The organism is Nitrospirillum iridis, assembly GCF_014205765.1.
Classification (GTDB): domain Bacteria; phylum Pseudomonadota; class Alphaproteobacteria; order Azospirillales; family Azospirillaceae; genus Nitrospirillum; species Nitrospirillum iridis.
Map to the genome: position 1 here is coordinate 71,055 of NZ_JACIIZ010000021.1, position 25,911 is coordinate 96,965.

General features: G+C 67.5%; 22 protein-coding genes. 16 read left to right on the top strand and 6 right to left on the bottom strand.

Translation table 11 applies throughout. The features are described from left to right. Positions 1 to 8 precede the first annotated feature (8 nt). The gene (locus FHS74_RS27355) at positions 9 to 650 is read right to left on the bottom strand and encodes an alpha/beta hydrolase (protein WP_246463408.1); all 642 of its coding nucleotides are present in this window, start codon (positions 648 to 650) and stop codon (positions 9 to 11) included. Positions 651 to 776: 126 nt separating this feature from the next. Here FHS74_RS27355 and FHS74_RS27360 point away from each other — a divergent pair, with 126 nt between their 5' ends. From FHS74_RS27360 to mtnA, 5 genes are all read left to right on the top strand, one after another. Further along, positions 777 to 2,066 carry a glycosyltransferase family 4 protein gene (locus FHS74_RS27360; protein ID WP_184807434.1) on the top strand — a complete coding sequence of 430 codons (1,290 nt, stop codon included), beginning with the start codon at positions 777 to 779 and terminating at the stop codon, positions 2,064 to 2,066. Continuing rightward, on the top strand, positions 2,063 to 3,049 hold the full coding sequence (locus tag FHS74_RS27365) for a glycosyltransferase family 9 protein (RefSeq protein ID WP_184807435.1): 987 nt from the start codon (positions 2,063 to 2,065) through the stop codon (positions 3,047 to 3,049). Before FHS74_RS27360 ends, FHS74_RS27365 begins: the two co-directional genes overlap by 4 nt. Before the next feature lie 161 nt (positions 3,050 to 3,210). Then, entirely contained in the window at positions 3,211 to 5,199 is a 1,989-nt protein-coding gene (thrS, locus tag FHS74_RS27370) for a threonine--tRNA ligase (protein ID WP_184807436.1), read from the top strand. Between the two features lie 175 nt (positions 5,200 to 5,374). Continuing rightward, positions 5,375 to 5,911, top strand: coding sequence for a translation initiation factor IF-3 (gene infC, locus FHS74_RS27375; RefSeq protein WP_184807461.1), 537 nt, complete (start codon positions 5,375 to 5,377; stop codon positions 5,909 to 5,911). A gap of 184 nt (positions 5,912 to 6,095) precedes the next feature. Next, a complete protein-coding gene (mtnA, locus tag FHS74_RS27380) occupies positions 6,096 to 7,235 on the top strand; it encodes an S-methyl-5-thioribose-1-phosphate isomerase (RefSeq protein ID WP_184807437.1) in 1,140 nt (379 codons plus the stop codon). A gap of 4 nt (positions 7,236 to 7,239) precedes the next feature. Here the strand turns inward: mtnA and FHS74_RS27385 are convergent, their stop codons facing one another. From FHS74_RS27385 to FHS74_RS27405, 5 genes are all read right to left on the bottom strand, one after another. Then, positions 7,240 to 8,460 carry a serine hydrolase domain-containing protein gene (locus tag FHS74_RS27385; protein ID WP_184807438.1) on the bottom strand — a complete coding sequence of 407 codons (1,221 nt, stop codon included), beginning with the start codon at positions 8,458 to 8,460 and terminating at the stop codon, positions 7,240 to 7,242. 148 nt (positions 8,461 to 8,608) lie between these two features. After that, positions 8,609 to 9,787, bottom strand: a complete 1,179-nt coding sequence (locus FHS74_RS27390) for a helix-turn-helix transcriptional regulator (RefSeq protein WP_184807439.1) — start codon at positions 9,785 to 9,787, stop codon at positions 8,609 to 8,611. Positions 9,788 to 9,908: 121 nt separating this feature from the next. Then, positions 9,909 to 11,246, bottom strand: coding sequence for an S-methyl-5-thioribose kinase (gene mtnK, locus FHS74_RS27395; protein WP_184807440.1), 1,338 nt, complete (start codon positions 11,244 to 11,246; stop codon positions 9,909 to 9,911). A 93-nt stretch (positions 11,247 to 11,339) separates the two neighbouring features. Then, a complete protein-coding gene (locus FHS74_RS27400; RefSeq protein ID WP_184807441.1) occupies positions 11,340 to 12,050 on the bottom strand; it encodes a class II aldolase/adducin family protein in 711 nt (236 codons plus the stop codon). Then, complete coding sequence (locus tag FHS74_RS27405) at positions 12,047 to 12,619, bottom strand: SH3 domain-containing protein (RefSeq protein WP_184807442.1); 573 nt, start codon at positions 12,617 to 12,619, stop codon at positions 12,047 to 12,049. The genes FHS74_RS27400 and FHS74_RS27405 overlap by 4 nt, the downstream gene beginning before the upstream one ends. Before the next feature lie 235 nt (positions 12,620 to 12,854). Between FHS74_RS27405 and FHS74_RS27410 the strand changes: the two genes are divergently transcribed. From FHS74_RS27410 to FHS74_RS27460, 11 genes are all read left to right on the top strand, one after another. Then, on the top strand, positions 12,855 to 13,844 hold the full coding sequence (locus FHS74_RS27410) for a 2-hydroxyacid dehydrogenase (RefSeq protein WP_184807443.1): 990 nt from the start codon (positions 12,855 to 12,857) through the stop codon (positions 13,842 to 13,844). 425 nt (positions 13,845 to 14,269) lie between these two features. Next, positions 14,270 to 14,764, top strand: a complete 495-nt coding sequence (rimP, locus tag FHS74_RS27415; protein ID WP_184807444.1) for a ribosome maturation factor RimP — start codon at positions 14,270 to 14,272, stop codon at positions 14,762 to 14,764. Between the two features lie 75 nt (positions 14,765 to 14,839). Next, complete coding sequence (nusA, locus tag FHS74_RS27420; RefSeq protein ID WP_184807445.1) at positions 14,840 to 16,339, top strand: transcription termination factor NusA; 1,500 nt, start codon at positions 14,840 to 14,842, stop codon at positions 16,337 to 16,339. A gap of 14 nt (positions 16,340 to 16,353) precedes the next feature. After that, positions 16,354 to 17,046: an RNA-binding protein gene (locus FHS74_RS27425; RefSeq protein ID WP_184807446.1), complete on the top strand. Its 693-nt coding sequence runs from the start codon at positions 16,354 to 16,356 to the stop codon at positions 17,044 to 17,046. Between the two features lie 57 nt (positions 17,047 to 17,103). After that, entirely contained in the window at positions 17,104 to 19,836 is a 2,733-nt protein-coding gene (gene infB, locus FHS74_RS27430) for a translation initiation factor IF-2 (protein ID WP_184807447.1), read from the top strand. A 218-nt stretch (positions 19,837 to 20,054) separates the two neighbouring features. Further along, positions 20,055 to 20,552 (top strand): 30S ribosome-binding factor RbfA, encoded by a 498-nt coding sequence (gene rbfA / locus FHS74_RS27435; protein ID WP_184807448.1) that lies wholly within the window; start codon positions 20,055 to 20,057, stop codon positions 20,550 to 20,552. Next, complete coding sequence (truB, locus tag FHS74_RS27440; protein ID WP_184807449.1) at positions 20,542 to 21,483, top strand: tRNA pseudouridine(55) synthase TruB; 942 nt, start codon at positions 20,542 to 20,544, stop codon at positions 21,481 to 21,483. The genes rbfA and truB overlap by 11 nt, the downstream gene beginning before the upstream one ends. 15 nt (positions 21,484 to 21,498) lie before the next feature. Next, positions 21,499 to 21,768: a 30S ribosomal protein S15 gene (gene rpsO, locus FHS74_RS27445; RefSeq protein WP_184807450.1), complete on the top strand. Its 270-nt coding sequence runs from the start codon at positions 21,499 to 21,501 to the stop codon at positions 21,766 to 21,768. A 296-nt stretch (positions 21,769 to 22,064) separates the two neighbouring features. Further along, positions 22,065 to 24,194: a polyribonucleotide nucleotidyltransferase gene (gene pnp / locus FHS74_RS27450; protein ID WP_184807451.1), complete on the top strand. Its 2,130-nt coding sequence runs from the start codon at positions 22,065 to 22,067 to the stop codon at positions 24,192 to 24,194. A 406-nt stretch (positions 24,195 to 24,600) separates the two neighbouring features. Then, entirely contained in the window at positions 24,601 to 25,248 is a 648-nt protein-coding gene (locus FHS74_RS27455; RefSeq protein WP_184807452.1) for an outer membrane protein, read from the top strand. A 180-nt stretch (positions 25,249 to 25,428) separates the two neighbouring features. Beyond that, the coding region (locus FHS74_RS27460) for a transposase (RefSeq protein WP_184807453.1) at positions 25,429 to 25,911 on the top strand (483 nt) is incomplete at its 3' end.

Below are 25,911 nucleotides of genomic sequence, written 5' to 3' on the forward strand. Positions count from 1 at the left end.
GGGTTTCCTCATTCCAGCAGCTCGCCCACCGTACGGGCGATCAGGTCCAGGTCCTGTGGCCGGGACAGGCGGTGGTCGCCGTCCTTCACCAGGGTGACGCGCACGTCGTCGTGGGCCACCGCCGCGGCCAGGTCCAGGCTGGTCCCCCACGGCACGTCGGGGTCGCGTTGGCCGTGGATCAGGCGGACGGGCACGGGCGGCAGGGCGATGGGGCCGTTGAGCAGCAGGTGGCGCCGACCGTCCTCGATCAACGCGCGGGTGATGGGATAGCCGGCATCGTCATACAGCGAGGGCCGCCGCCATTCCCCATCGCGCATCAGGGTGGCGCGGGCGTCCCCGTCCATGCCGGCCCACATCAGCCGTTCGGTGAAGTCCGGCGCCGGGGCGATGCCCACCAGGGCGCGCACCCGTTCCGGCCGGGCCAGCGCCGCCAGCAGCATGATCCAGCCGCCCATGCTGGATCCCACCAGGATTTGCGGCCCGTCCGTCACCTGGTCCAGCACGGCGACCGCGTCCTCGGCCCAGCCGCCGATGGTGCCGTCGCGGAATTCACCGCTGGAGATGCCGTGGCCCTGATAGTCGAACCGGACGAAGGCCTGGCCCCGGGATTGGGCGTAGGCCTCCAGCGCGGTGGCCTTGGACCCCGTCATGTCGGACTTCAGCCCCCCGAGGAAGACAATTCCGGGGCCACGGCCAGGGCTATGTCGATAGGCTATGGTGGCGGCCCCCCGCTGTACGCTATGTATCGACGCAACCGCCATGCTTGCCTGTCCCAGATGACCCTGACCCATACCCCCGGCACCGTAACGGCCCCGGCCGATAGCGGCAATCCCGCGCTCGCCCCCGATGGGGCCAGTCCCGATGGAGCCACCGCCGCGGGCTGGTTCGGCGGCGGCCGGCCCGTGGTGCTGCAGGTCATCCCCAACCTGGTGACAGGTGGGGCGGAGCGGGGCTGCATCGATATGGCTGCGGCGCTGATGCGGGCGGGCGGCACCGCGCTGGTCGCGTCCGCCGGCGGCCCCATGGCGCGCGAGCTGGAACGCTACAAGGCCGAACACATCACCCTGCCGTTGGCGTCCAAGAATCCCTTCACCATCTGGCGCAACGCCCGCCGGCTCGAGGCCCTGATCCGCGAACGCGGCGTCGACATCATCCATGCCCGCTCGCGCGCCCCGGCGTGGAGCGCCTGGATCGCCGCCCGCCGCACCGGCATCCCCTTCGTCACCACCTTCCACGCCCCCTATAATTTCAAGGGGGAGATGAAGCGCCGCTACAACAGCGTCATGGGCAAGGGTGATCGGGTCATCGCCGTTTCCCGCTTCGTGGCGGAGCATGTGACGAAGAATTATGGCGTGGGGCCGGACCGGTTGCGCACCATCCCGCGGGGCATCGACGCCTTCACCCTGGATCCGGAGCGGGTCAGCCAGGAACGGCTGATCAAGCTGGCGCGCGACTGGCGCCTGCCGGAGGACCAGCGCATCGTCCTGTTGCCCGGCCGCCTGACCCGCTGGAAGGGCCAGCTGGACCTGATCGAGGCCATCGCCCGGCTGAAACGGGCTGACGTGCGCGCCGTGCTGGTCGGTTCCGACCAGGGGCGGACGGAGTACCGGGCCGAACTGGTGGCCCGCATCAGGGAACTGGGCTTGGACGGCCAGGTCACCATCGCCGACCACTGCAACGACATGGCGGCGGCCTATCTGCTGTCCGACGTGGTGGTCAGCGCCTCGGCCAGACCGGAGGCGTTCGGCCGGGTGATCGTGGAGGCCCAGGCCATGGGCAAGCCCGTCATCGTCACCAACCACGGCGCCGTCGCGGAAACGGTGATCGATGGTGAAACCGGCCTGGTCGTCCCGCCTGGCGACCCGGCCACCATGGCGGCCGCCATTGGCGAGGCCTTGGCGCTGGACGCCTTGCAGCGCCGCGCCCTGGCGGCGGACGCCCGCCGTTTCGTGCTGGAGAACTACACCCGCGAGCGCATGTGCGACGCCACGCTGGCGGTCTATGCCGAGCTGCTGCACCTGCGCGCCACCACCGGCATGGCCGCCCACCGCAAGGCGGCTTCGTGAGCGCTGGCGCCGCCCCGGACGCCGGACGCGTGCTGGTCATCCGGCTGGGGGCCCTGGGTGACCTGGTGCAATGCTTCGACGCCTTCCAGGCCATCCGCGGCCGGCACCCCCGTGCCCACATCACCCTGCTGACCGGGTCGGCCTTCGTCGGCTTCGGCCAGGCCATGCCCTGGTTCGACGCGGTCTGGGCCGATCCCCGCAGCCGCAGCCCGCTGGCCTATCTGCGCCTGCGGGCGCGCTTGCGTGCCGGCCGCTTCGACACCATCTACGATCTGCAGAACAAGCCGCGCACCGCCCGGTACTTCTGGCTGATGGGCCCGGGGCGCCGGCCGCGCTGGTCGGGTGCCGCCCCCGGCGCGGCCTTTCCCCTGCCGGATGTGAGGGGCCTACACAACCACGACCGTTACCGCGCCCAATTGGCGGTGGCCGGTGTGCCGGACACGGGTGCGGCCGATCTGGAGTGGCTGGCGGGCGATGTGACCGGCCTGGCGCCGGAAGGACGGTTCGTCCTGCTGGTGCCGGGCTGTTCCCCGCACCTGCCGCACAAGCGCTGGCCGGCGGAGCGCTACGCCGATCTGGGCCGGCGCCTGGCGGACCGGGGCATGACCCCGGTGGTGGTGGGAACCAACGCCGACCGCGACGCGGCGGGGGCCATCCTGCGCGACTGTCCCTGGGCGGTGGACCTGGTGGGCCGCACCAGTCTGGGCCAGCTGGCCAGCCTGGCCCGCCGGGCGGAGGGGGCGGTGGGCAACGACACCGGCCCCATCTTCCTGGCGGCGGCGCTGGGGTGTCCGACGTTGATGATCATGTCGCACCACACCGATCCCGTCCGCTCGGCCCCCTGGGGACCGAACGCCGCCTGGATCAAGTCCCTGGATTTGGCCGATTTGGGCGTGGACGCGGTGGAGAACGCCTTGCGCCTGCGGCCGCCGCCGGACATCGGCCCGGATGCCTCCCCCCACGGGATGGCCGACGGGATTTGACCAACCATTTTCCACTTGTTGCGCGCACCTGTGCCCTGGGGGACACAGCCATGCGGCCCCTTGGGCCCGTCAGCCGGCTTACCCCCGGGCCCAACCCTTGACAGTTACGCCCCCGCTACCCAAAGTCGCCCTTCCTCACTCTTGGACAAACCCTGAACGCCATGACGACCGCCGAAAACCTTGACCAGCCCCAGATCGCGATCACGTTGCCCGACGGCAACGTGCGAACTTACGCGGCGGGTGTCACCGGTCTGGACATCGCGCAGTCGATCTCCAAGAGCCTGGCGAAGGCGGCCCTGGCCGTGACGGTGGACGGGGAAGAGCGCGACCTGTCGCGCGCCATCGAGCATGACGCCAAGGTCGCCATCCTGACGCGCGACGCGCCCTACGCGCTGGAACTGATCCGCCACGACTGCGCCCACATCCTGGCGGAGGCGGTGCAGCAGCTGTACCCCGGCACGCAGGTGACGATCGGCCCGTCGATATCCACCGGCTTCTACTACGACTTCGCCCGGGATGAGCCGTTCACGCCCGACGACCTGGTGAAGATCGAGAAGCGCATGCACGAGATCGTGGATGCGGACAGCCCCTTCACACGTGAGGTTTGGGACCGGGACGAGGCCATCGCCCATTTCAAATCGATCGGCGAGCACTACAAGGCCGAGATCATCGGCGACATCCCGGCGGGCGAGAAGATCAGCATCTACCGCCAGGGCGGCTGGTATGACCTGTGCCGCGGCCCCCACCTGCCGTCCACCTCGAAGATCGGCCACGCCTTCAAGCTGATGAAGGTCGCCGGCGCCTACTGGCGCGGTGACAGCCGCAACCCCATGCTCCAGCGCATCTACGGCACCGCCTGGCGGACGGAGAAGGAGCTGGCGGAACACCTGCACCAGATCGAGGAAGCGGAAAAGCGCGACCATCGCAAGCTGGGCCGCGAGATGGATCTGTTCCACCTGCAGGAAGAGGCGGCGGGCAGCGTCTTCTGGCACCCCAAGGGCTGGACCCTGTGGCAGGCGCTGGAACGCTACATCCGGGGCAAGCTGAAGGAGGCGGGCTATCTGGAGGTGCGTACGCCGCAACTCTACGACAGCAGCCTGTTCAAGGCGTCCGGCCACTGGGACATGTACGGCGACAACATGTTCAAGATCCGGGAGTCGGTGGACGACCAGGGCCGCGAGAAGTTCCTGGGGCTGAAGCCGATGAACTGCCCGGCCCACGTCCAGATCTTCCGCCAGGGCCTGAAAAGCTACCGCGACCTGCCCATGCGCCTGGCGGAGTTCGGCGCTTGCCACCGCAACGAGCCCTCGGGCGCGCTGCACGGCATCCTGCGCGTCCGCGCCTTCACCCAGGACGACGCCCATATCTTCTGCACCGAGGACCAGGTGCCGACCGAGGCGGCGGATTACTTCAAGCTGCAGTTGGGCGTGTACAAGGATCTGGGCTTCGACAAGATCGCCGTGAAGCTGGCGCTGCGCCCCGACGTGCGTGCCGGCAGCGACGCGGTGTGGGACAAGGCCGAGCAGGGCCTGCGCGACGCCTTGACCGCCAACGGGCTGGAGTTCGAGGAGTTGCCGGGCGAGGGCGCCTTCTACGGCCCCAAGGTGGAATTCCACCTGACCGACGCCATCGGCCGTACCTGGCAGTGCGGCACCCTGCAGCTGGATTTCGTGCTGCCGGAACGCCTGGACGCCAGCTATATCGGCGCCGACGGCGCCCGCCATCGGCCGGTGATGCTGCATCGGGCCATCCTGGGCTCGTTCGAACGCTTCATCGGCATGATGATCGAGCACTACGCCGGCAAGTTCCCGCTGTGGCTGTCGCCGGTCCAGGCCACCGTCTGCACCATCACGTCCGAGGCCGACGCCTACGCCGAGGACGTGGCCAAGGTGATGGCCAAGGCCGGCCTGCGGGTCGAGGTTGACACCCGCAACGAGAAGATCAATTTCAAGGTCCGCGAGCACTCGCTGGCCAAGGTGCCGGTCCTGGTGGTGGTCGGCGGGCGCGAGGCGGAGAACCGTACCGTGGCCCTGCGCCGCCTGGGCGGCAAGGACCAGGAGCTGTTGTCCCTTGACGACGCGGTGGCGGCGCTTAAGTTGGAAGCGCAGGCCCCTGTCCCTTCGGAGGGAGTGACGGACGCCGCGTTCTGAGGATAATTATGGTCTGACCAGCGCCTGACGGGGCTGCGGAGAGAAATCCGCAGTTGCGCGGCGCTGGCTTTTCTTACAAGTACACACTACGACTTTTTATGACCCGGTGACGCCGTCCGCCCCATACCGGGGCCCCACCCACCCGACGGCCACCGTAAACCAGGGAGAAGGTTCCATAGCCAGGCCCAGCCAAGAGTCGGCCCCCACCCGTGAGGGGCCGCGCGTTAACCGGGAGATCAACGCTCGTTCCGTCCGCCTCATCGACGCCGCTGGCGAGATGGTTGGCGTCGTTAGTCTGCGCGATGCACTGATCGCCGCCGAAGAGGCCGGACTCGACTTGGTCGAGGTCTCGCCCAACGCGGAACCGCCCGTCTGCAAAATCCTCGACTACGGCAAGTTCAAGTACGAGGCGCAGAAGAAGGCAGCCGAGGCGCGCAAGAAGCAGAAGATCATCGAAGTCAAAGAGATCAAGCTGCGCCCCAACATCGACGACAACGATTACGACGTGAAGATGCGCAGCGCGCGCCGCTTCCTCGAGGAGGGCGACAAGGTGAAGGTCACCATGCGCTTCCGCGGTCGTGAAATGGCCCACCAGGATCTAGGCATGAACGTGCTGGTGCGCGTCCGGGAACTCTTGGACGACATGGCCAAGGTCGAGCAGATGCCCAAACTGGAAGGCAAGCAGATGATCATGATCCTGGCGCCCCGCTAAGGGACACCGGGACAGGTCACTGGCCGTCTTCGTCAAAGGCCCCCGGAACTTCGGTTCCGGGGGCCTTGTCGTTTTGGTGCTCGTTTTCGACCAGGCGGCGGGCGGCCACGGTCGCGGCCTACGGCACGGGCGAAAATCCCGCGCCGCTGGTATAAGGGGCGAAACGGGATACGAGGGGCGGCTCATGAAAGTGGCGGGCGAGGCGATGCGGACCATTTGGCTTGAGCCCGATGGCCGGACCGTCGGCATCATCGACCAGACGCGGCTGCCCTTCCGGTATGAGACGGCGGCGCTGTCCGACCTGGCGGCCATGGCGACCGCCATCACCACCATGCAGGTGCGGGGCGCCCCCCTGATCGGGGCCGCGGCCGCCTATGGCATGGCGCTGGCCATGCGTCCGGACGCGGCGGACGGTGGGGTGGAGGATGGCGACGTTGAACGGGCCCATGCCCGCCTGCTGGCCACGCGGCCCACGGCGGTGAACTTGCGCTGGGCGCTGGACCGCATGCGTGAGGTGCTGCTGCTGACCCCGCCGTCCGACCGGTTGGATCGCGCCTATGCGGAGGCGGCCGCCATCGCCGATGAGGATGTGGAGATTTGCCGGTCCATCGGCCGGCACGGCCTGCATCTGATCCGCGCCGCGCACCTGCGCAATCCCGACCGGCCGGTGCGCGTCCTCACCCACTGCAACGCCGGCTGGCTGGCCACGGTCGATTGGGGCACGGCCACGGCGCCGCTCTACCTCGCGCATGAGGCCGGCATCCCCCTGCATGTCTGGGTGGATGAGACCCGCCCGCGCAACCAGGGCGCCTTCCTCACCGCCTGGGAGCTGGGCCAGCATGGGGTGCCCCATGCTGTCATCCCCGACAACACCGGCGGCCACCTGATGCAGCATGGCCTGGTCGACCTGGTCATCGTCGGCACCGACCGCACGACCGCCAAGGGCGACGTGGCCAACAAGATCGGCACCTACCTGAAGGCGCTGGCTGCCCGGGACAACGACGTGCCCTTCTACGTGGCCTTGCCGTCCAGCACCATAGACTGGACGCTGGAGGACGGCGTCCAGGGCATCCCCATCGAGGAACGCTCCGGCGACGAGGTGGCGCTCATCACCGGACTGGCCGGCCATGGCGGGCTGGAGACGGTGCGCCTGGTGCCGGAGGGCAGCGCGGTGGTGAACTACGCCTTCGACGTCACCCCCGCCCGCCTGGTCACCGGCCTGATCACCGAACGCGGCGTGTGCAGCCCGGAAGATTTGGCCCAGCTGTTCCCCGACCACCAGCCCCCGGCCGCCATGGGCCGGGTGCCGGTGAATGACGAATAGGCCGCTATCGGGGTGTCCACGCGGCGGCGGCGGCCATGAAGGCGGCCGTCTCGTCATGGGGCTGCTGGGCTTCGGGCGGGAAATAGCTGAGCTTGACGACAACGGTGCGCGTCGGGCGGTCGACGAAGATGTATTGGCCTTGCAGGCCGATGGCCTGGAAGGCGTGGTCGTTCGGAATCCACCACTGATAGCCGTATCCCGGCCCCGGCCCGCCCGTCGCCTTGGTCGATTCCTGGACCCAGGCGGGTGACACGATCTGGTGTCCGTTCGCCTGGCCGTCCTGCAGCATCATCTGGCCGATGCGCGCGAAATCGCGCAGCGTGGCATTGAAGCCCGCGCCATTGAACTCACGCCCGACGCCGGGCGGTCCGTCCATGATGAAAAAGCCGTCCCGTTCCGCGCCCAGCGGTTCCCACAGGCGCTGTGCCGCATAGGCGGCCAGGGTGCTGCCGCCGCTCACCCGTTCCAGCAGCCAGCCGAGGACGGCCGTATCCAAGGTCTTGTACTGCCAAACCTCGCCGGGGGCATGGATGCGCTTGATGGCGCGCGCCGCGTCGGCGAAGCGGACGACGTTCTCCACCAACGCCAGTTCATGGTTGCGGGCGGCGATGCCGGGATTGGCGAAGTCGTACCGCTCCTCGTAGTCGACGCCGGAGCGCATCTGCAGGACCTGTCGGATGGTGACGCCCTCATACCCCCCGTCCTTCAACTCGGGCAGATACTGGGTGATCCGGTCATCCAGGGATTTGATGCGGCGTTCCTGCAACGCGCAGCCGATCAGGATCGACGTGATGGACTTGGTCATCGACCAGGCCATGAAGCGGGTCTGTTCGGTGGTGTTGTTGCGGTAAATCTCCGTGACGACGCGGCCATCCTTCATCACCAGAAGCGCGTTGGTGTAGGTGCGGTCCAGGAACTGCTCGGGCGTGTAGCGCTGGCCCTGGAATGAATAGGTGAAGTCGAGCGGATGGTGGGATTGCGGCAACGGCCAGATCGCGCCGGAACGGGCGACCGTCCGGGTGGTGAACAGCTGATCCATGTCGCGGAAGGTCAGCGCGTTGACGTCGGCGTCGTTCATCTTGCGGCGCAGATCCTGGACGGCGGGCGGCACCGTCGACATCGGAAGCGAGGGGTCCGGCGGCGGTGCCGGATACGCCCAGGCCATATGAGCGCTGACGGCGGTGAGCAAAACGAGCGTGGCGGCGCGAATCTGGTTGAAACCCATGACCTCCCCCTATTTGCCGGCAGTGAACGCCCGCGCGGCGGAGCCGGCTTCTCCGCGCGCCTTTCCGGTTTTCGCGGGGGGCATTCTCAGGGGATCGTGGATGGCCGGCGGCTCCCAAATGGGATATGGGGCCGCTGTTCGGGGGCCTTCAGGAGGGCAGGGTGCTGGACGGCGAGGCGGCGGGGGCGGTCATGCCGGTGTATCCCCGGGTCAGACTGACGGCGAGCGAGGCGCAGACCCGCCGCACCAACTCGGCCTGGCGTGGGCAGCCCGTCTTGGCCAATGCCCGCTTCAGCTGGATGCGCGCGGTGCCTTCCGAAATCCCGCGCTGCCGGGCGTATTCGCCCAGGGACAGTCCGTTGCACAGGCCGGCCGTCAACCGGGCCTCGGCCGTGGACATGCCGAACAGGTCGGCCACCATCACCGGGGATACGTTCAATGGGCGCCCAGGTTCACACAGGAGCAGGGCCACGGTGCGCCGCGCATCCCTCGGCGCAAGCGTTGGTGGCTGTCGCGCGCCCATGGCCAACACCTGGACGATGGCGTCCCCCGTGGTTCGCCCCAGCGTCACGTGCAGCGGATGGTCAAGGGTCTCCGCCGCCCGTGCCAGCAGCGTCCGGAAGGGGGGGCCGTCGCTGGGTTGGACGGCGCGGACATGACCGGCGATTTGCCGGATGGCCGGGGATTCCTCAAGAATGGCGCGGGCCGATGAATTGGCCCAGAGCAGGCGACCCGTGTCCTCACAAAGGGCCATTCCGGCGCCTAACATCTCACCCGCGTCCATAAGCAGGTCGGCCTTCAGTGCTGCCGTGCGCAATTGGCCACCGAGTTCGACGGCCTGTCGCAAATGGGGCAGCAACTGCGCCGCCAAGACCTCCTCCTCCGCGCCCATGGGGCGATCGGCTTCGGCGGAGCGATGCAGCACCAGCGCCAGGACCCGGCCGGGGGCCAGTTCGATCACGCCGGTCAGGTTGGCGCCGAGATGAAGCGCCCGCCTTCGACGCTGGATCTCCGTCAGTTCGGCCGAGTCGGGCGCGAAGATCTCCTCATCCCGCGTGATCGCCGCATGGGCGGGCGGGCTGTCCCCACCGCCGATCCGGAGCCGGGGATTGCTGTCGTTGTTGAACACCCGGTCGTGCTCATGCCGGTGGGCGGTCGAATAGGAATCCCGCACCGTCCAGATCGGGTGGAGGCGGCCGCCGCTGTAGTCGAGCATCTGGACGACGGCGCTGACGACCGACAGGTGACGGCACAACAGGTCAAGCGCCGCCGGCCATCGCTCCGGCGCGGAGGAACAGGCGTAGATGCCGAGCAGCAACTCTTGCATGGGATGTCCAGCCTGTCCCGGGCCGATCAGGATTTTATTTATAACATATAACTATTCTATGCTCGGCCAGCCAGGGTGAATGAGGGGTCCCGCGCGGTGGCGCCGCACGGGACCCGCCGGCTCACGACGCGCCAAGCCCCAACCCCCGCTGGTCTATGGCCCCCACCGCCGTGACGCTCCGCCGCACGTGGCGGGCGGCGTCCGTCACCGCCCGGATGGTGGGATAGCGCCCCGTCTCCACCATCAGCGACCGGGCCAGCGCCAGGCAGCGGGTTTCGCAGAGGGCCCGCAGGTCGGGGTCGGCGATCTTTTCCAAATCGATGTTGTGGGCCAGGCCCAGGATGCGGCGGGTGATCTTGGCGCCGGCGAAGCCCAGGGCGTCGGCGAACAGCCGGTCCAGATAGGCGCGGCGTTCCGTTTCCAGGCAGGCCGTGCCCTCCGGCCCGGAGAACAGGGCGGCGGGATAGGCGTCGCCCTCGCCGCTGGTGCGCCACAGATGCAGGAACTTGGCCCGGAACAGGGTCCACAGCTGCTCCACCGTCTCCAGCACCCAATCCTGGTAGGCGTCGCGGGGATGGTCCTCCGTGGCGTGGCCGTCCTGCGCCAGATAGTTCAGCAGCAGGTTGCCGATGATGGCGCCCACATCAAAGCCCATGGGGCCGAAGAAGGCGAACTCCGGATCGATCACCCGGGTGTCCGTCTCCGTCACCATGATGGACCCGGTGTGCAGGTCGCCATGGATCAACGCCTCGGGTGAGGCCATGAACGTCAGCTTCAGCCGGCTGGCCGCCAGCTTCCACGCCGGATCCGCCTGCACCGCCCGGGCCGTCGTGTCCAACTGCGGCGATGTCCAGCGGTTGTTGGGGTGGGTCATGTAGGGCTGGGTGAAGATCACGTCCTCCGTCAGGCGGCAGAGGGCGTCGTTGGCGGCGAAAGCGGCCACCAGGGGCCGCTTCTTGGTGGCCGGCAGGGCCAGGTCGCTGGTGGCGTAGAGCGTACCCGCCAGATAATCGCTGACATGCTCCGCCAGCTTGGGGTAGCGCATGCCCTGCACCAGGCCGCGACGCAGGATGATGTGGGGGCTCAGCCGCTCCATGACGATGGCGTACAGCGTGGGGTCGTAATGCAGCAGGGCCGGCGCCCGGCCGGAGACGCCGGCGGCGTGCAGCGCCATCGCCCGCTGCTCGAACCAGGCGCGGTTCAGGTCCAGCGGCCAGCCTTCGCCCACCAGGCGCAGATAGGGCAGGGACTGTTTGACGCACAGGCCGGCGGGCTTGCCGTCGCGGCCCGGCCCCTCGACCAGGAAGACCAGGTTCAGGTTGCCGTCGCCCACCTCGCTCACCGACCAGTCGGCGGGGGAGCCGCCCAGGCGGTTGGCCAGGGCCGGCACGGCGGCCAGGAAATCGGGCAGGGTCGCTTCGCTCAGCGGGGCATAGCCCGGCGGCGTCTCCAGGGTCATGAGGGGCGCACTCCCAGTTGTTTCGTCGCCACCTCATCGGGCGGCGCTGGGAACCAGTGTGAACCCGGTCGGGGATGCCCGTCTAGCAGCGCATCAGTCGAGCTTGGCGGGGAATTCCAGCGCCTGGGGGGTGCCGGGCGCCAGGTCCTTGGGCTGGCGGCCATAGGTGGCGAAGCGGCGTAGCACCTCCGCCATCTCCGCCTCGTCCAGGATGATGGGGGTGCCCATCATGCGGACATGCCAGTATTGGCGGGCCAGGCTTTCCACCTCCACCGTCAGGCCCAGGGCGCTCTTCAGGTCGGCGCCGAAGGCGATCATGCCATGGTTGGCCAGCAGGCAGGCGCGGCGGGGGCCCAGCGCCGCCATCATCGCGTCCGACAGGGCCCCGGTGCCGAAGGTGGCGTAGTCCGCCACCTCGATGCTGGTGCCCCCGGCCACGGCCACCATGTAGTGGAAGGCGGGGATACGTTCCCGCAGGCAGGCGAGGGCGGTGCAGAAGGGCGCGTGGGTGTGGACCACGGCGCCGGCGGCCGGCCGCTCCTGATAAATCGACAGGTGCATGCGCCATTCGCTCGACGGTACCAGGGTACCGCGATAGCGGCCCTCAAGGGTCATGAAGACGATGGCGTCCGGCGTCAGGTCCTCATAGGGCACGCCCGACGGCGTGATGAGGAAGCCGCCGTCGCAGCGGGCGCTGACATTGCCGCTCTTGCCCTGGTTTATGCCCAGCCCGTTCATCGCCTGGGCGGCGTCGATCACGGCTTGGCGCAGGACCGCGTCATCCGGCGGCAAGGCTTTGCTCATTCGCCCACATCCTCCTTGGCATAGACGCCCCAGACCTCGTCGCGCTGCAGCCAGCCGCGGAAGCCGCCCACGTCCACCTGGCACCACGGGCCCTTGCACTTGCGCAACTTGGCGATGACGCCGGGGTCCAACTGGGCCACCGCTTCGGCGACGGAGGCCGCGTCACGGCGCAGCGTCCGCGTCTGCTGGCCGGTGACGACGACGCCACGCCGGCCGGACAGGGTGCTCTGGTGCACCCAGCCTTGCGTGCCCTCCACATCACGGATGCGGCGCCAGGTGTCGAACTCCGCCGTGATCTCCACCGGCATGCCGGCCTTCACGAACACCCATTCCACAGGATAGCGCACGCCGGGGCCGGTGCGCACGTTCACCTCGTTGGAGCGCAGCGTGACGAAGCGCGGCACGGGCAGGCCGCTGCGCACCACCGCGTCGGGGTGGGCGGCGTCCCCCTGCTGTTCCGTCTCCGGCGGGTCGCCAATGGCGCCGTCGGTGCCGGCATGGGCGGGCAGGGTGGCGAAAACCAGGACGATCGCGGCGAACGGCAGCACTTGCCGGAAGAACCTGACCATGGGCGACCGTTTCAAAGGCTGTCCCCATCCTCGGGAGAAAAGATTCATGGGAAGAAGGCGGGCGGCGCCATGACGGCCCCGATGTGCATGCGCCAATAGAAATCGGCTGTCCGCCGGGGTCAAGCCCCGCCCCCGCCACGGTCGCCATCCGGACGCCCGTGGCGGCCTGTACGCGGGGCCGCTGGACAGGGAGCGCCCCCGCTGCTATGGCAAGAACGCTATCTCGGGAGGAACCATGTCCGAGCGGAAAAAGCCACTCGTCATCGTGACGCGCAAGCTGCCCGACGTCATTGAGACGCGGATGATGGAGCTGTTCGACACCCGGCTGTCCACCGACGACCATCCCATGACCGCCGCCGAACTGGCCGAGGCGCTCAGGGTGGCCACCGTCGTCGTCCCCACCGTGACCGATCGCCTGGACGCCACCGTCCTGTCCCACGCGGGGCCGCAGCTGAAGCTGATCGCCAATTTCGGCAATGGCGTCGACCATATCGACCTGAAGGCGGCGCGGGAGCGCGGCATCATGGTCACCAACACGCCGGGGGTCCTGACCGAGGACACGGCCGACATGACCATGGCGCTGATCCTGGCCACCGCCCGGCGGCTGGGCGAGGGTGAGCGGCTGATCCGCGCCGGCCAATGGACGGGATGGGGCCCCACCCTGATGCTGGGCACCCGCATCTGGGGCAAGCGCCTGGGCATCGTCGGCATGGGCCGCATCGGCCAGGCCCTGGCCCGCCGCGCCCGTGGCTTCGGCCTGTCGGTGCACTACCACAACCGGCATCGCGTCCATCCCGAGATCGAGCAGGAACTGGAGGCGACCTATTGGGAAAGCCTGGACCAGATGCTGGCGCGGATGGACATCATCTCCATCAACTGCCCGCACACCCCGGCGACCTACCACCTGCTGTCCGCCCGCCGGCTGAACCTGCTGCGCGCCAACAGCATCATCGTCAACACCGCCCGTGGCGAGGTGATCGACGAGAACGAGCTGACGCGCAAGCTGTCCAAGGGTGAAATCGGCGCCGCCGGCCTGGACGTGTTCGAACAGGAACCGGCCGTCAACCCCAAGCTGATGGCCTTGCCCAACGTCGTGCTGCTGCCCCACATGGGGTCGGCCACCATCGAGGGACGCCAGGACATGGGCGAGAAGGTCATCGTCAACATCAAGACCTTCGTCGACGGGCACAAGCCCCCCGACCGGGTCATCGAATCCATGTTCTAAGGCGGCCCTGGGTTCTAAGGCGGACCCGGCCGCTGTCCCGGCGGCCTTGACTGACGGTCGCCGGGTCTTGACCGGCGCTTTTTCGAACACCATATGGTGTTCGCGGTGTTTTACGGCACCAGGAATGGTGGGGTTCGCGACAACCGGTGGTGACGCTGGCCTGCATCCCTTCCCGGACATGGCGGATGGCGCATGAAAACCCTTTGCGCAAAACGCCGTGGCGACTATGATCCGCCGCAGCAATCCTCATAACGATCCGGCCATCGACACTGTGGTGGCTGGCTGGAACGCTTTGCGGGTGGGCCATTGGCCCACTTTTTTTATTATCTGGGGTCGGCGATGTCAGGCGGGCAGGTTTCGCCCCATAACCGTCCCCACGCGAGAGATGGGGGCGGCCCGGTCGGCCGTTCCCTGGATAGAGATCGATGGACGTACAGGAACGCATTGCCGGCATCATCGCCCCCTCGGTCGAGGCCATGGGGTACGAATTGGTGCGCGTGGCGCTGACGGGCAACGCCCGCCCCACGCTGCAGATCATGGCCGAGCGTGTGGACGGTGCCGCCATGACGGTGGACGATTGCGCGGAAATCAGCCGCGCGGTGTCGGCCCTGCTGGACGTGGAAGACCCCATCGAGGTCGCCTACACGCTGGAGGTCAGCAGCCCCGGTATCGACCGGCCGCTGACCCGGCAAAAGGATTTCGAGCGCTACGCGGGCTTCGAAGTGCGGGTGGAGACGTCGCAGCCGGTGGATGACCGGCGCCGCTTCATCGGCATGCTGAAGGGCGTCGAGGACGGCAAGGTGCTGGTGGACATGCCCACCGGCCCCGCCGCCGTGCCCTTTGACCTGATCCTGCGGGCCAAGCTGGTGATGAACGACGCGCTGCTGAAGGCGGCGGCCGAGGGCAAGCACCAGCACTAACCCCCTTATTTTTCGGTTTTCCTACTCTTTCAACAGTCGTTCTTACTGACGTAACAGAAGGCAAGGTTCGCTTCGATGGAACTGCTTCAAGTCGCTGACGCCGTCGCCCGCGAGAAGAACATCGACAAAGAGCATGTGCTCGAGGCGATGGAAGAGGCCATTAAGAAGGCGGGCCGCTCCAAGTACGGCCACGAGCACGACATCCGCGCCCGCATTGATCGCAAGTCCGGTGACATCCACCTGATGCGCTATCTCGAGGTGGTGGAGACGGTTGAGGACGAGGCGACCCAGATCAGCGTGGCCCAGGCCAAGCGCAAGCGTCCCGACGCCAAGATCGGCGATTTCCTGATCGACCCGCTGCCGCCCATCGACTTCGGCCGCATCGCCGCCCAGACCGCCAAGCAGGTCATCGTGCAGAAAGTGCGCGAGGCGGAACGCGACCGTCAGTTCGACGAGTACAAGGACCGCATGGGCGACATCGTCAACGGTCTGGTCAAGCGCGTGGAATACGGCAACGTGACCGTGGATTTGGGCCGGGCCGAGGCCGTGTTGCGCCGTGACGAGTGCCTGCCGCGCGAGCATTTCAAGAACGGCGACCGCGTGCGCGCCTACATCTATGACGTGCGGCGTGAGCCGCGCGGCCCCCAAATCTTTCTGTCGCGCACCCATCCCGCCTTCATGGCTGGCCTGTTCAAGCAGGAAGTGCCGGAAATCTATGACGGCATTATCGAGATCAAGGCCGTGGCCCGCGACCCGGGCAGCCGCGCCAAGATCGCCGTCATCAGCAATGACAGCGCCATCGACCCCGTGGGCGCCTGCGTCGGCATGCGCGGCAGCCGCGTCCAGGCCGTGGTGGGCGAGTTGCAGGGCGAGAAGATCGACATCATCCCCTGGAACCGCGACGCCGCCACCTTCGTGGTGAACGCGCTGGCGCCGGCCGAGGTGGCCAAGGTGGTGCTGGACGAAGAGACCAAGCGTATCGAGGTGGTGGTGCCCGACGACCAGCTGTCGCTGGCCATCGGCCGTCGCGGCCAGAACGTCCGCCTGGCGTCCATGCTGACCGGCTGGGACATCGACATCATGACGGAGCAGGAGGAATCCGACCGTCGGACCGAGGAATTCAAGACCCGGTCGCAGATGTTCATCGAGGCCCTGGACGTTGACGACGTCATCGCCCACCTGCTGGTGGCCGAGGGCTTCACCTCGGTGGAGGAAATCGCCTACGTCGAGACCGACGAGCTGACCTCCATCGACGCCTTTGACGAGGATGTGGCCGAGGAACTGCGGGAACGCGCCCGCAACTTCCTGGAAGAACAGAACAGCCGACTGGAAAACCGCCGCCGGGAACTGGGCGTCACCGACGAGGTGGCGGCCATCGACGCGCTTACCGCGCCCATGCTGGTCAAGCTGGGTGAGAAGGGCGTGAAGACCCTGGACGATTTCGCCGATTTGGCCGGTGACGAGCTCATCGAGATCCTGGGCAAGGACGCGATGACCGAGGACGAGGCCAATGAGCTGATCATGGCGGCGCGCGCTCACTGGTTCGCGGACGAAGAGTCCGGGGCCGACGCCTGAGGGAGGCCTGATCCATGGTCGCCCCTCAGGTTCCTGGGCCGGCGATGACACCGGACCCCGATGACGCCCTGCTGCCGGAAGGCGAGGCGGAAGCGGTCGGGGGGGCCAAAAGCCCACTCCGCCGGTGCATCGCCAGCGGGGCGGTCGGATCGAAGGACGGGATGATCCGTTTTGTCGTCGGCCCCGACGGCACGGTGGTCCCCGACGTGGAGGAAACCCTGCCCGGACGCGGGCTGTGGTTGACGGCGGACCCCGCCTTGGTTGAAAAGGCGGTCGCCAAGAATTTGTTCGCCAAGGCCGCGCGCCGTTCGGTGCGCACCTCGGCGGACTTGAGGCCCCAAGTGGTGGGGCTGTTGCGTCGTCGTTGTCTGGACCTGGTCGGGCTCGCCCGGCGGGGTGGCCAGGCGGTGGCGGGATTTGAGAAGGTGGCTGCGGCGCTGCGCGCCAAGGCCATCGGTACGCGGTCGGGCATAGGGCTCAGGCTGGAGGCGTCCGATGGGGCTGCCGACGGCCGGTCCAAGCTGGACGCGCTGTCCCCCGGCATCCCGGTGGTCGATATTTTCGACCGGGGGGAGCTGGGCATGGCGCTGGGCCGCGATGACGCGGTGCATGCCGTGGTGGGTGCCGGACCTCTGGTCCAGCGCCTGCAGCGGGAGGCGGACAGGCTGCACGCCCTTATGAGGGGCGTTAGGCCCAGCGCTGGGTAAGGGATGGCCCGGGGGCAAAGGCCCCGGGGCGACAACGATGAAACAGTCGGATATCGGATGACTGACACGAGCGACCAGGACCGCAAGAAGTTGAGCCTTACCGGTCGAGGCAAGCTGGAGCTGAAGAAGACGGTGGACGCGGGATCCGTGCGCCAAAGCTTCTCGCACGGCCGCACCAAGACCGTTGCGGTTGAGGTCAAGCGCAAGCGAACCTTTGAACAGGGCGCCCGTCCGGGCGTGGCCGATGGCGGCGCCGCCGCCCGTGCCGCCGCCGAGGGCCGTCCGGCCCAGGGTGGCGGACGCCAGCCCCCCCGCGGTGGCGCCCCCCGCCAACTGACCGACAGCGAACGGGAAGCCCGTTTGCGCGCCCTGCGCGCCTTGGGCGATGCCGCTCCCATCGAGGATGTGGCCGACGAGCTGCTGGACGAGGTGGTGGCGGACGACCTGCCCGTGGCCGAAGAGGCGGCACCCGCCCCGGCGCCGGAGCACGTGGTCGAGGAGCCCGTGCCGGGTGAACCCCTGGACGACGAGACCCTGCGTCGCCGCGAGCTCGAAGAGCTGCGGATGATCCAGGAAGAGGAGAAGCGCGTCGCCGCCGAAGCGGAGAAGCGTCGCCTCGACGAAGAGAACAAGCGCAAGGAAGCCGAGGCCGCCCGTAAGGAAGCCGAAGCCCCGCGCCAGGCCCGTCCGGCTGGTGGTGGCGCCGCCACGACCACGACGGCGACCCCCACGACTGCTCCCACCCTGCGGGGCCCCGGGGCGCCGCGCGTGGACGAGGAGGACGACGACGACGGCCGCCGCAAGGCCAGCGGTCCCGGCGGTCCCGCCAAGACCGCCAAGGCCCCAGCTCCGGCTCCGGCCAAGGCCGCCAAGGGGGGCGAGCGTCGCCGCAACACCGGCAAGCTGACCATCTCCCAGGCGCTCAGCGATGAGGGCGGTGGCCAGCGCGGCCGCAGCATGGCGGCCCTCCGCCGTGCCCGTGAACGCGAGAAGCAGCGCCTCAGCGGGCGTCAGGATACCCAAAAAGTGACCCGCGACGTCATCATCCCCGAAGTCATCACCGTGCAGGAACTGGCCAACCGTATGGCCGAACGCGCGGCGGACGTGATCAAGGCGCTGATGCGCATGGGCGTGATGGCCACCATCACCCAGAACATCGACACCGACACCGCCGAGCTGGTGGTGAGCGAGTTCGGCCACCGGCCGCACCGCGTGTCGGAGGCCGACGTCGAAGTGGGCGTGAAGGGCGATCAGGACCGGGACGAGGATCTGTCGTCGCGTCCGCCGGTCGTCACCGTCATGGGTCACGTCGACCACGGCAAGACCTCGCTGCTGGACGCCCTGCGCCACACCGACGTCGCCAGCCGCGAGGCCGGCGGCATCACCCAGCACATCGGCGCCTACCAGGTGCAGTTGGCGTCGGGTTCACGCATCACCTTCATCGACACCCCGGGCCACGCCGCCTTCACCGAGATGCGCGCCCGTGGCGCCAACGTCACGGACGTGGTGGTGCTGGTGGTGGCCGCCGACGACGGCGTCATGCCGCAGACGGTGGAAGCCATCCAGCACGCCAAGGCGGCTGGGGTTCCGATCATCATCGCCATCAACAAGTGCGACCTGCCCGGCGCGAAGCCGGACCGGGTGCGGCAGGAACTGCTGCAGCACGGCCTGGTGGTCGAGGCCATGGGCGGCGAAGTGCTGGACGTGGAAGTGTCGGCCAAGACCGGCAAGGGCCTGGACAAGCTGGAGGAGAACATCCTCCTGCAGGCGGAAATCCTGGAGCTCAAGGCCAACCCCAACCGCACCGCCGAAGGTGTGGTCGTGGAAGCCAAGCTGGAACGGGGCCGCGGTTCCGTCGCCACCATGCTGGTGCAGCGCGGCACACTGAAGGTGGGCGACATCGTCGTCGCCGGCAGCGAGTGGGGCCGCGTGCGCGCCCTGGTCAACGACCGTGGCCAGAACGTGGAAAGCGCCGGTCCCGCCGCGCCGGTGGAAGTGCTGGGCCTGAACGCCACGCCGCTGGCCGGTGACGAGTTCTCGGTGGTCGAGAGCGAAGGCCGCGCCCGTGAGATCACCGAATTCCGTCAGCGCAAGAAGCGGGAGGCCCAGGTCGCCCAGTCGGCGCGCGGATCGCTGGAACAGATGTTCAAGCAGATCCAGGCGGGCGAGGTGAAGGAACTGCCGCTGGTCATCAAGGGCGACGTGCAGGGCTCGATCGAGGCCATCTCCGGCACGCTGGAGAAGCTGTCCGGCAACAATGTCGAGGTCAAGGTGCGCGTTCTGCACTCCGGTGTGGGCGCCATCAACGAAAGCGACGTCACGCTGGCCAACGCCTCGCGCGGCATCATCATCGGCTTCAACGTCCGCGCCAATCCGCAGGCCCGTGAAATGGCCAAGCGGGACAACGCGGAAATCCGCTACTACTCGGTCATCTACGACATCATCGACGATGTCCGGGCCCTGTTGACCGGCATGCTGAAGCCGACGTTGCGCGAACGCTTCCTGGGCAACGCCCAGATCCTGGAGGTGTTCAACATCACCAAGGTCGGCAAGGTCGGCGGTTGCCGCGTGTCGGAAGGCATCGTCAAGCGCGGGGCGGGTGTCCGCCTGCTGCGCGACAACGTCGTCATCCACGAAGGCACGCTCAAGACCCTCAAGCGCTTCAAGGACGAGGTCAAGGAAGTGCGCGAAGGGTACGAATGCGGCATGGCGTTCGAGAACTACGACAACATCCAGCCGGGCGACGTCATCGAAGCCTACGAGATGGAAGAGGTGGCCCGCGTCCTGTAAGGCGCCGGCCCGTCTTTCCCTCCTGGATTTAGCCCCTGCCTGACATCCGGCCGTCCGGTCCAACCCCGGACGGCCGTTTTGGCCCCTGATACGGGCCGCATACTCGGCCGCCGTTCCATCGATGGAGATGGATGAACCGCTGCCGCTCGGCCGTCCCCGACCGTCCAGGCCGATCCTGGACCCGACGGTGCCTTCCGAGCCTAATTAGGATTTGACCCATGAGCAGACATGGTGACGCCGACGTGCGCGCCGGCAAGGCCCCTTCTCAACGTCAGCTGCGCGTGGGCGAGGAACTGCGCCATGCCCTGGCCGACATCCTGCGCCGGGCGGATTTCCGCGATCCCGCCCTGCAGGACCTGAACGTGACGGTCAGCGAGGTGCGCATCAGCCCCGACCTGAAGAACGCCACCGCCTTCGTCATGCCGCTGGGTGGCGGCCAGCCGGAACAGGTGAAGGCGCTGAACCGCGTGTCGGCCTACCTGCGCAGCCAGGTGGCCAAGGCCATGCGCCTGCAGCACGTGCCGCGCATCAGCTTCCAGGTTGACGTCTCCTTCGACTACGCCCAGCGCATCGACCAGATCCTGCACCGTCCGGATGTGCAGCGGGACCTGGACGCCGAAGCGGCCGCCAAGGCGGCGGCCGGGGTGGCCGATGAAGACGAGGGCGACCAGGACGGTGCGACCGAGGCGGAGGCGGAGCGCCACGATGGCCCGTAAGCGCAAGGGCCGTCCCCTGCACGGCTGGTTGGTGCTGGATAAGCCCTCGGGCATGACCAGCACCCAGGCCATGGCCAAGGCCCGCTGGCTGATGCAGGCGGAAAAGGCCGGCCACGCCGGCACGCTGGACCCCATCGCCACCGGCATCCTGCCCATCGCCTTCGGTGAGGCGACCAAGACCGTGTCCTACGCCATGGACTGCGGCAAAACCTACCGCTTCACCCTTAAGTTTGGCGAGGCGCGCACCACCGACGATCTGGCGGGCGAGGTGACGGCGACCCACGATCATCGTCCCAGCGACGAGGCGATCGAGGCGGCGCTGGAGGCCTTTGTGGGGCGGATCAGCCAGGTTCCCCCCCAATTCTCCGCCATCAAGGTGGCGGGCGAGCGCGCCTATGATTTGGCGCGTGAGGGGGAGCGGGTGGATCTGGCACCGCGCATCGTGCGGGTGGACAGCTTCCTGCTGACCGGCCGCCCGGATGCCGACCATGCCGAGTTCGAGGTGGAGTGCGGCAAGGGCACCTATATGCGCTCGCTGGCTCGCGATCTGGCCCTGGCGTTGGGTACCGTGGGGCACGTCGCCGTCCTGCGCCGGCTGCGGGTCGGGCAGTTCACCATGGACCGGGCGATTTCGCTTGACGAATTGGAACGGGTGGCGCAGACACCCACGGTCGAAGGACTTCTGCAACCGATCGAGACCGCGCTGGACGACATCCCGGCGCTGGCCCTGGCGGAAGCGGAAGCGCACCGACTGAGACACGGACAAACGGTGGCGCTGCTGCGCCGTCACGATCTGGAACGGCTGCAAGCCATCCATGATCGACTGGCGGGCGGGGAGCCCATCGCGCTTGCCATTTCAGGTGGCAAGCCGGTGGCGTTGGTTCATGTCGAGGGGGCGGAGGTCCGTCCGGTGCGCGTTTTGAACCTCTAAGTGACGGAGACGACGATGTCGATCACTGCCGAGCGCAAGCAGGCGCTCATCAACGAGTACAAGACCGCCGAGAGCGACACCGGTTCGCCCGAGGTGCAGGTGGCGATCCTGACGGAACGCATCACCAACCTGACCGATCACATGAAGTCCCATAACAAGGACTTCCACTCCCGCCGTGGCCTGCTGGTCATGGTGAGCCAGCGCCGCAGCCTGCTGGACTACCTGAAGCGCAAGGACGCCGCCCGCTACACGTCGCTGATCCAGCGTCTGGGCCTGCGTCGCTAAGGGGATGATCCGGACGACGCCCCTGGCGCGCGTGACCGCAATCATCGGTGGCGCCGCCCACCCGCCATCCGGCGGGCTGGTGCCCCGACGTGGCCGCATCGCGCCGGGACTCCCGTCCGGTCGAACCACCAGCGCTTCGGTTTTGGGTATTGAGTAGTAAAGATGGCCAGCCGGGTGGACCCGGCTGGCCATCTGTCATTTAAAGAGTTTCTAACGCGGGTGCTGCCGATAGGGCCCCGGCTCGGCCGTCCAATCCGGGACGTGTTCACCGAGTATCGGATGGAAGGATAGACGATATGTTCAAAGTGTTCCGTAAAGAGATGGAATGGGGCGGCCGCAAGTTGGTCTTGGAGACGGGCAAGGTCGCCCGCCAGGCCGATGGCGCCGTCATCGCCACCTACGGCGACACGGTCGTGCTCTGCACCGCCGTTGGCGCCAAGTCGGCCAAGCCGGGTGTGGATTTCTTCCCGCTGACCGTCAACTACCAGGAAAAGGCGTTCGCCGCCGGCAAGATCCCGGGCGGTTTCTTCAAGCGCGAAGGCCGGCCGACCGAGAAGGAGGTGCTGACCTCCCGCCTCATCGACCGTCCCATCCGCCCGCTGTTCGTCGACGGCTTCCGCAACGAAGTGCAGGTCGTCTGCACCGTGCTGAGCCATGACCTCGAGAACGATCCCGACATCGTCGCGATGATCGGCGCCTCCGCCGCCCTGACGCTGTCCGGCCTGCCCTTCCTGGGCCCCATCGGCGGCGCCCGCGTCGGCTACAAGGATGGCGAGTTCATCCTGAACCCGACGCTGGAGCAGGTCGAGACCACCGACCTGGACCTGGTGGTCGCCGGTACGCAGGAAGGCGTGCTGATGGTCGAGTCGGAGGCCAAGGAGCTGTCCGAAGAGATCATGCTGACGGCCGTCATGTTCGGCCACACCGCCTTCCAGCCGGTGATCAACCTGATCATCGACCTGGCCGAGCAGGCCGCCAAGGACCCGTGGGACCTGCCGGCCCCGGCCTATGACAAGGCGGCCCTGAAGTCCGCGCTGAATGATCTGGTGGGCGCCGACATCCGCGCCGCCTACACCAAGACCGTGAAGCAGGAGCGCTACGAGGCCGTCGGCGCCGCCAAGAAGAAGGCGATCGAGGCCTTCACCGCTGATGGCGCCTACGCCACCGAAGCCGTCGCCACCACCTTCAAGGACCTGGAAGCCGACGTGTTGCGTGGTTCGGTGCTCAGCACCGGCAAGCGCATCGACGGCCGCAGCACCAGCGACATCCGCCCCATCGTGGCGGAAGTGGGCGTGCTGCCCCGGGCCCACGGCTCGTCCCTGTTCACCCGCGGCGAGACCCAGGCCCTGGTGGTCGCCACCCTGGGCACCGCCCAGGATGAGCAGATCGTGGACGCGCTGGAAGGCGAATACCGCGAAAACTTCATGCTGCACTACAACTTCCCCCCGTACTCGGTGGGTGAAGCCGGCCGTATGGGCAGCCCGGGCCGCCGTGAAATCGGCCATGGCAAGCTGGCGTGGCGCGCCGTCCACCCGCTGCTGCCGGCCAAGGAGCAGTTCCCCTACACCCTGCGCCTGGTCTCGGAAATCACCGAGTCCAACGGCTCGTCCTCGATGGCCACCGTCTGCGGCACCTCGCTGGCGCTGATGGATGCCGGCGTGCCGCTGCCGCGCCCCGTGGCTGGCATCGCCATGGGCCTGATCAAGGAAGACACCGGCGTCGCCGTGCTGTCCGACATCCTGGGTGACGAGGATCACCTGGGCGACATGGACTTCAAGGTGGCCGGCACCGAAGCGGGCGTGACCGCCCTGCAGATGGACATCAAGATCACCTCGATCACCGAGGAGATCATGAAGGTCGCGCTGGGTCAGGCCAAGGACGGCCGCCTGCACATCCTGGGCGAGATGGCCAAGGCCATCGGCGGCGCCCGCGACGCGGTCAACCAGAACGCCCCGCGCATCACCGTGATCAACATCCCCAAGGAGAAGATCCGCGACGTGATCGGCTCCGGCGGCAAGGTGATCCGCGAGATCGTGGAGCAGACCGGCGCCAAGATCGACATCGAGGATGACGGCACCGTGAAGGTGGCGGCCGTGGACAGCAAGGCGTCCGACGCGGCCATCAAGTGGATCAAGGGCATCGTCGCCGAGCCCGAGCTGGGCGAGATCTATGTCGGCAAGGTCGTCAAGGTCATGGACTTCGGCGCCTTCGTGAACTTCCTGGGGGCCCGTGACGGCCTGGTCCACATCTCCGAACTCTCGCCGCAGCGCGTGGCCAAGGTGACGGACGTGGTCAACCAGGGCGACGAGGTCAAGGTGAAGGTCCTGGGCTTCGACGATCGCGGCAAGGTGAAGCTGTCGATGAAGGTCGTCGACCAGGCCACCGGTGAGGATCTGAGCAAGAAGGACAAGGCGGAGGAGGCCTAAGCCTCCTCGACCTGATCCGATTTAAGACCGAGGCATCCGGCCCTAGCCGATGCCTTTGGGTCAAGGATTAAGCCGCCCGGGGTAGCCTGGGCGGCTTTTTCTATATCTATCGCGCACTGGGAACGATTCATTTATGGCAAAGTCTGGGCAGTAATCCGGTTTGGTCATGAAATAAGACCCGAGTATTGATTTCCAACCATGCGCTGAGAACATGGAAAGTGTGATGCTGCTCACAGGTCATCGCCGACGATAGGGCGTAATGAATCGGTCATCCACCAGTAGTTATCGGAAATAGTAACGCGGTGGATTTGAAGGCGATAACCATACATCGCCAAGACGCGCCCAAGTTTTATTGTTTGCAACAATGAAACAATGGCGAATTTAGGGACTCAAAAGGAGAATCACCATGTCGCATTTGCGTACTCTTGTCTTGGCCGCGTCGGCTCTGGTTGCGGTCGCCGCGACCCCGGCTCTGGCGCAGAGCACGTTCGATGGCGGCTATGTTGGTGCCAATGCCGGCTATGACTGGTTCGGCGCGCATCCGCGCGCCAAGGTCGCCGGCCAGCAAAGCACGCCGGACAATCAGGCGCAGGGCTTCAACGGCGGCATCTTCGGCGGCTACGGCCAGACCTTCGACAACATCTACCTGGGTGGCGAAGGCGAGGTGAACTTCTATACCGCCGACCGTACCTTCGGTGACGCGCTGGGCAACTACCGCGTCCAGCCCGACTATGGCTTCGGCGTCAGCGCCCGTGTCGGCTACGTGGTTCAGCCCGACCTGCTGCTCTTCGGCCGCGTGGGCTGGCAGCACACCAATGTCGACTTCAACACCATCCAGCCGGGCAGCGCCGGCGTGCCGCAGCGCTACAGCCAGGAATTCGATGGCGTCCGGTACGGCGTGGGTGGCGATTACGCCATCGACGAGCACCTGTTCACCCGCATCGAGTACGACTACACCGACTACTCGCACACCTCCCGCACCCTCGCCGCCGGCGAAGTCCGCAACATGCCGGATGAAAGCCTGGTCCGCGTCGGCTTGGGCCTGCGCTTCTAACAGAAGAACCTGAAGCAGATCGCCCGAAGGCGGGTTAGCGTCCGAGAGCGTGGTGGAAAATCGGTGATCGCCCGGGGTGGGGCATGCCCCACCCCGGGCGGCGGCGGGCGGGAGGTGGTCATTGGTCCGGTCGGCTAGAGTGGAGTTGCGACACTTCCTCTTGCCCAAAGGACCTTCCCAATGACCGACGACAGTATGGCACTGGTGGATTTGCTACAGAAGGCCGGAGACGGCGATTTCCTGCGCAGCGTCGCGGAGACGGTGCTGCAGATGCTGATGGAGGCTGACGTTGAAGGCCAGATCGGCGCCGGCCGGCACGAACGGTCGGCCGAGCGGCTGACGCACCGCAACGGCTATCGCGACCGCGCCCTGGACACGCGGCTGGGAACGCTGAACCTGCGCATTCCCAAGCTGCGGCAGGGCAGCTATTTCCCGCCCTTCCTGGAGGCGCGCAAGACCAGCGAGAAGGCGCTGGTGGCGGTGATCCAGGAGGCCTGGATCGGCGGCGTCTCCACCCGGCGGGTGGACGAGCTGGCGCAGGCCATGGGGCTGTCCGGCATCTCCAAATCGACGGTGTCCAAGCTGTGCCGGGACATCGATGAGCGGGTCCAGGCCTTCCTGGGCCGCCCGCTGACGGGCGACTGGCCCTATCTGTGGCTGGAC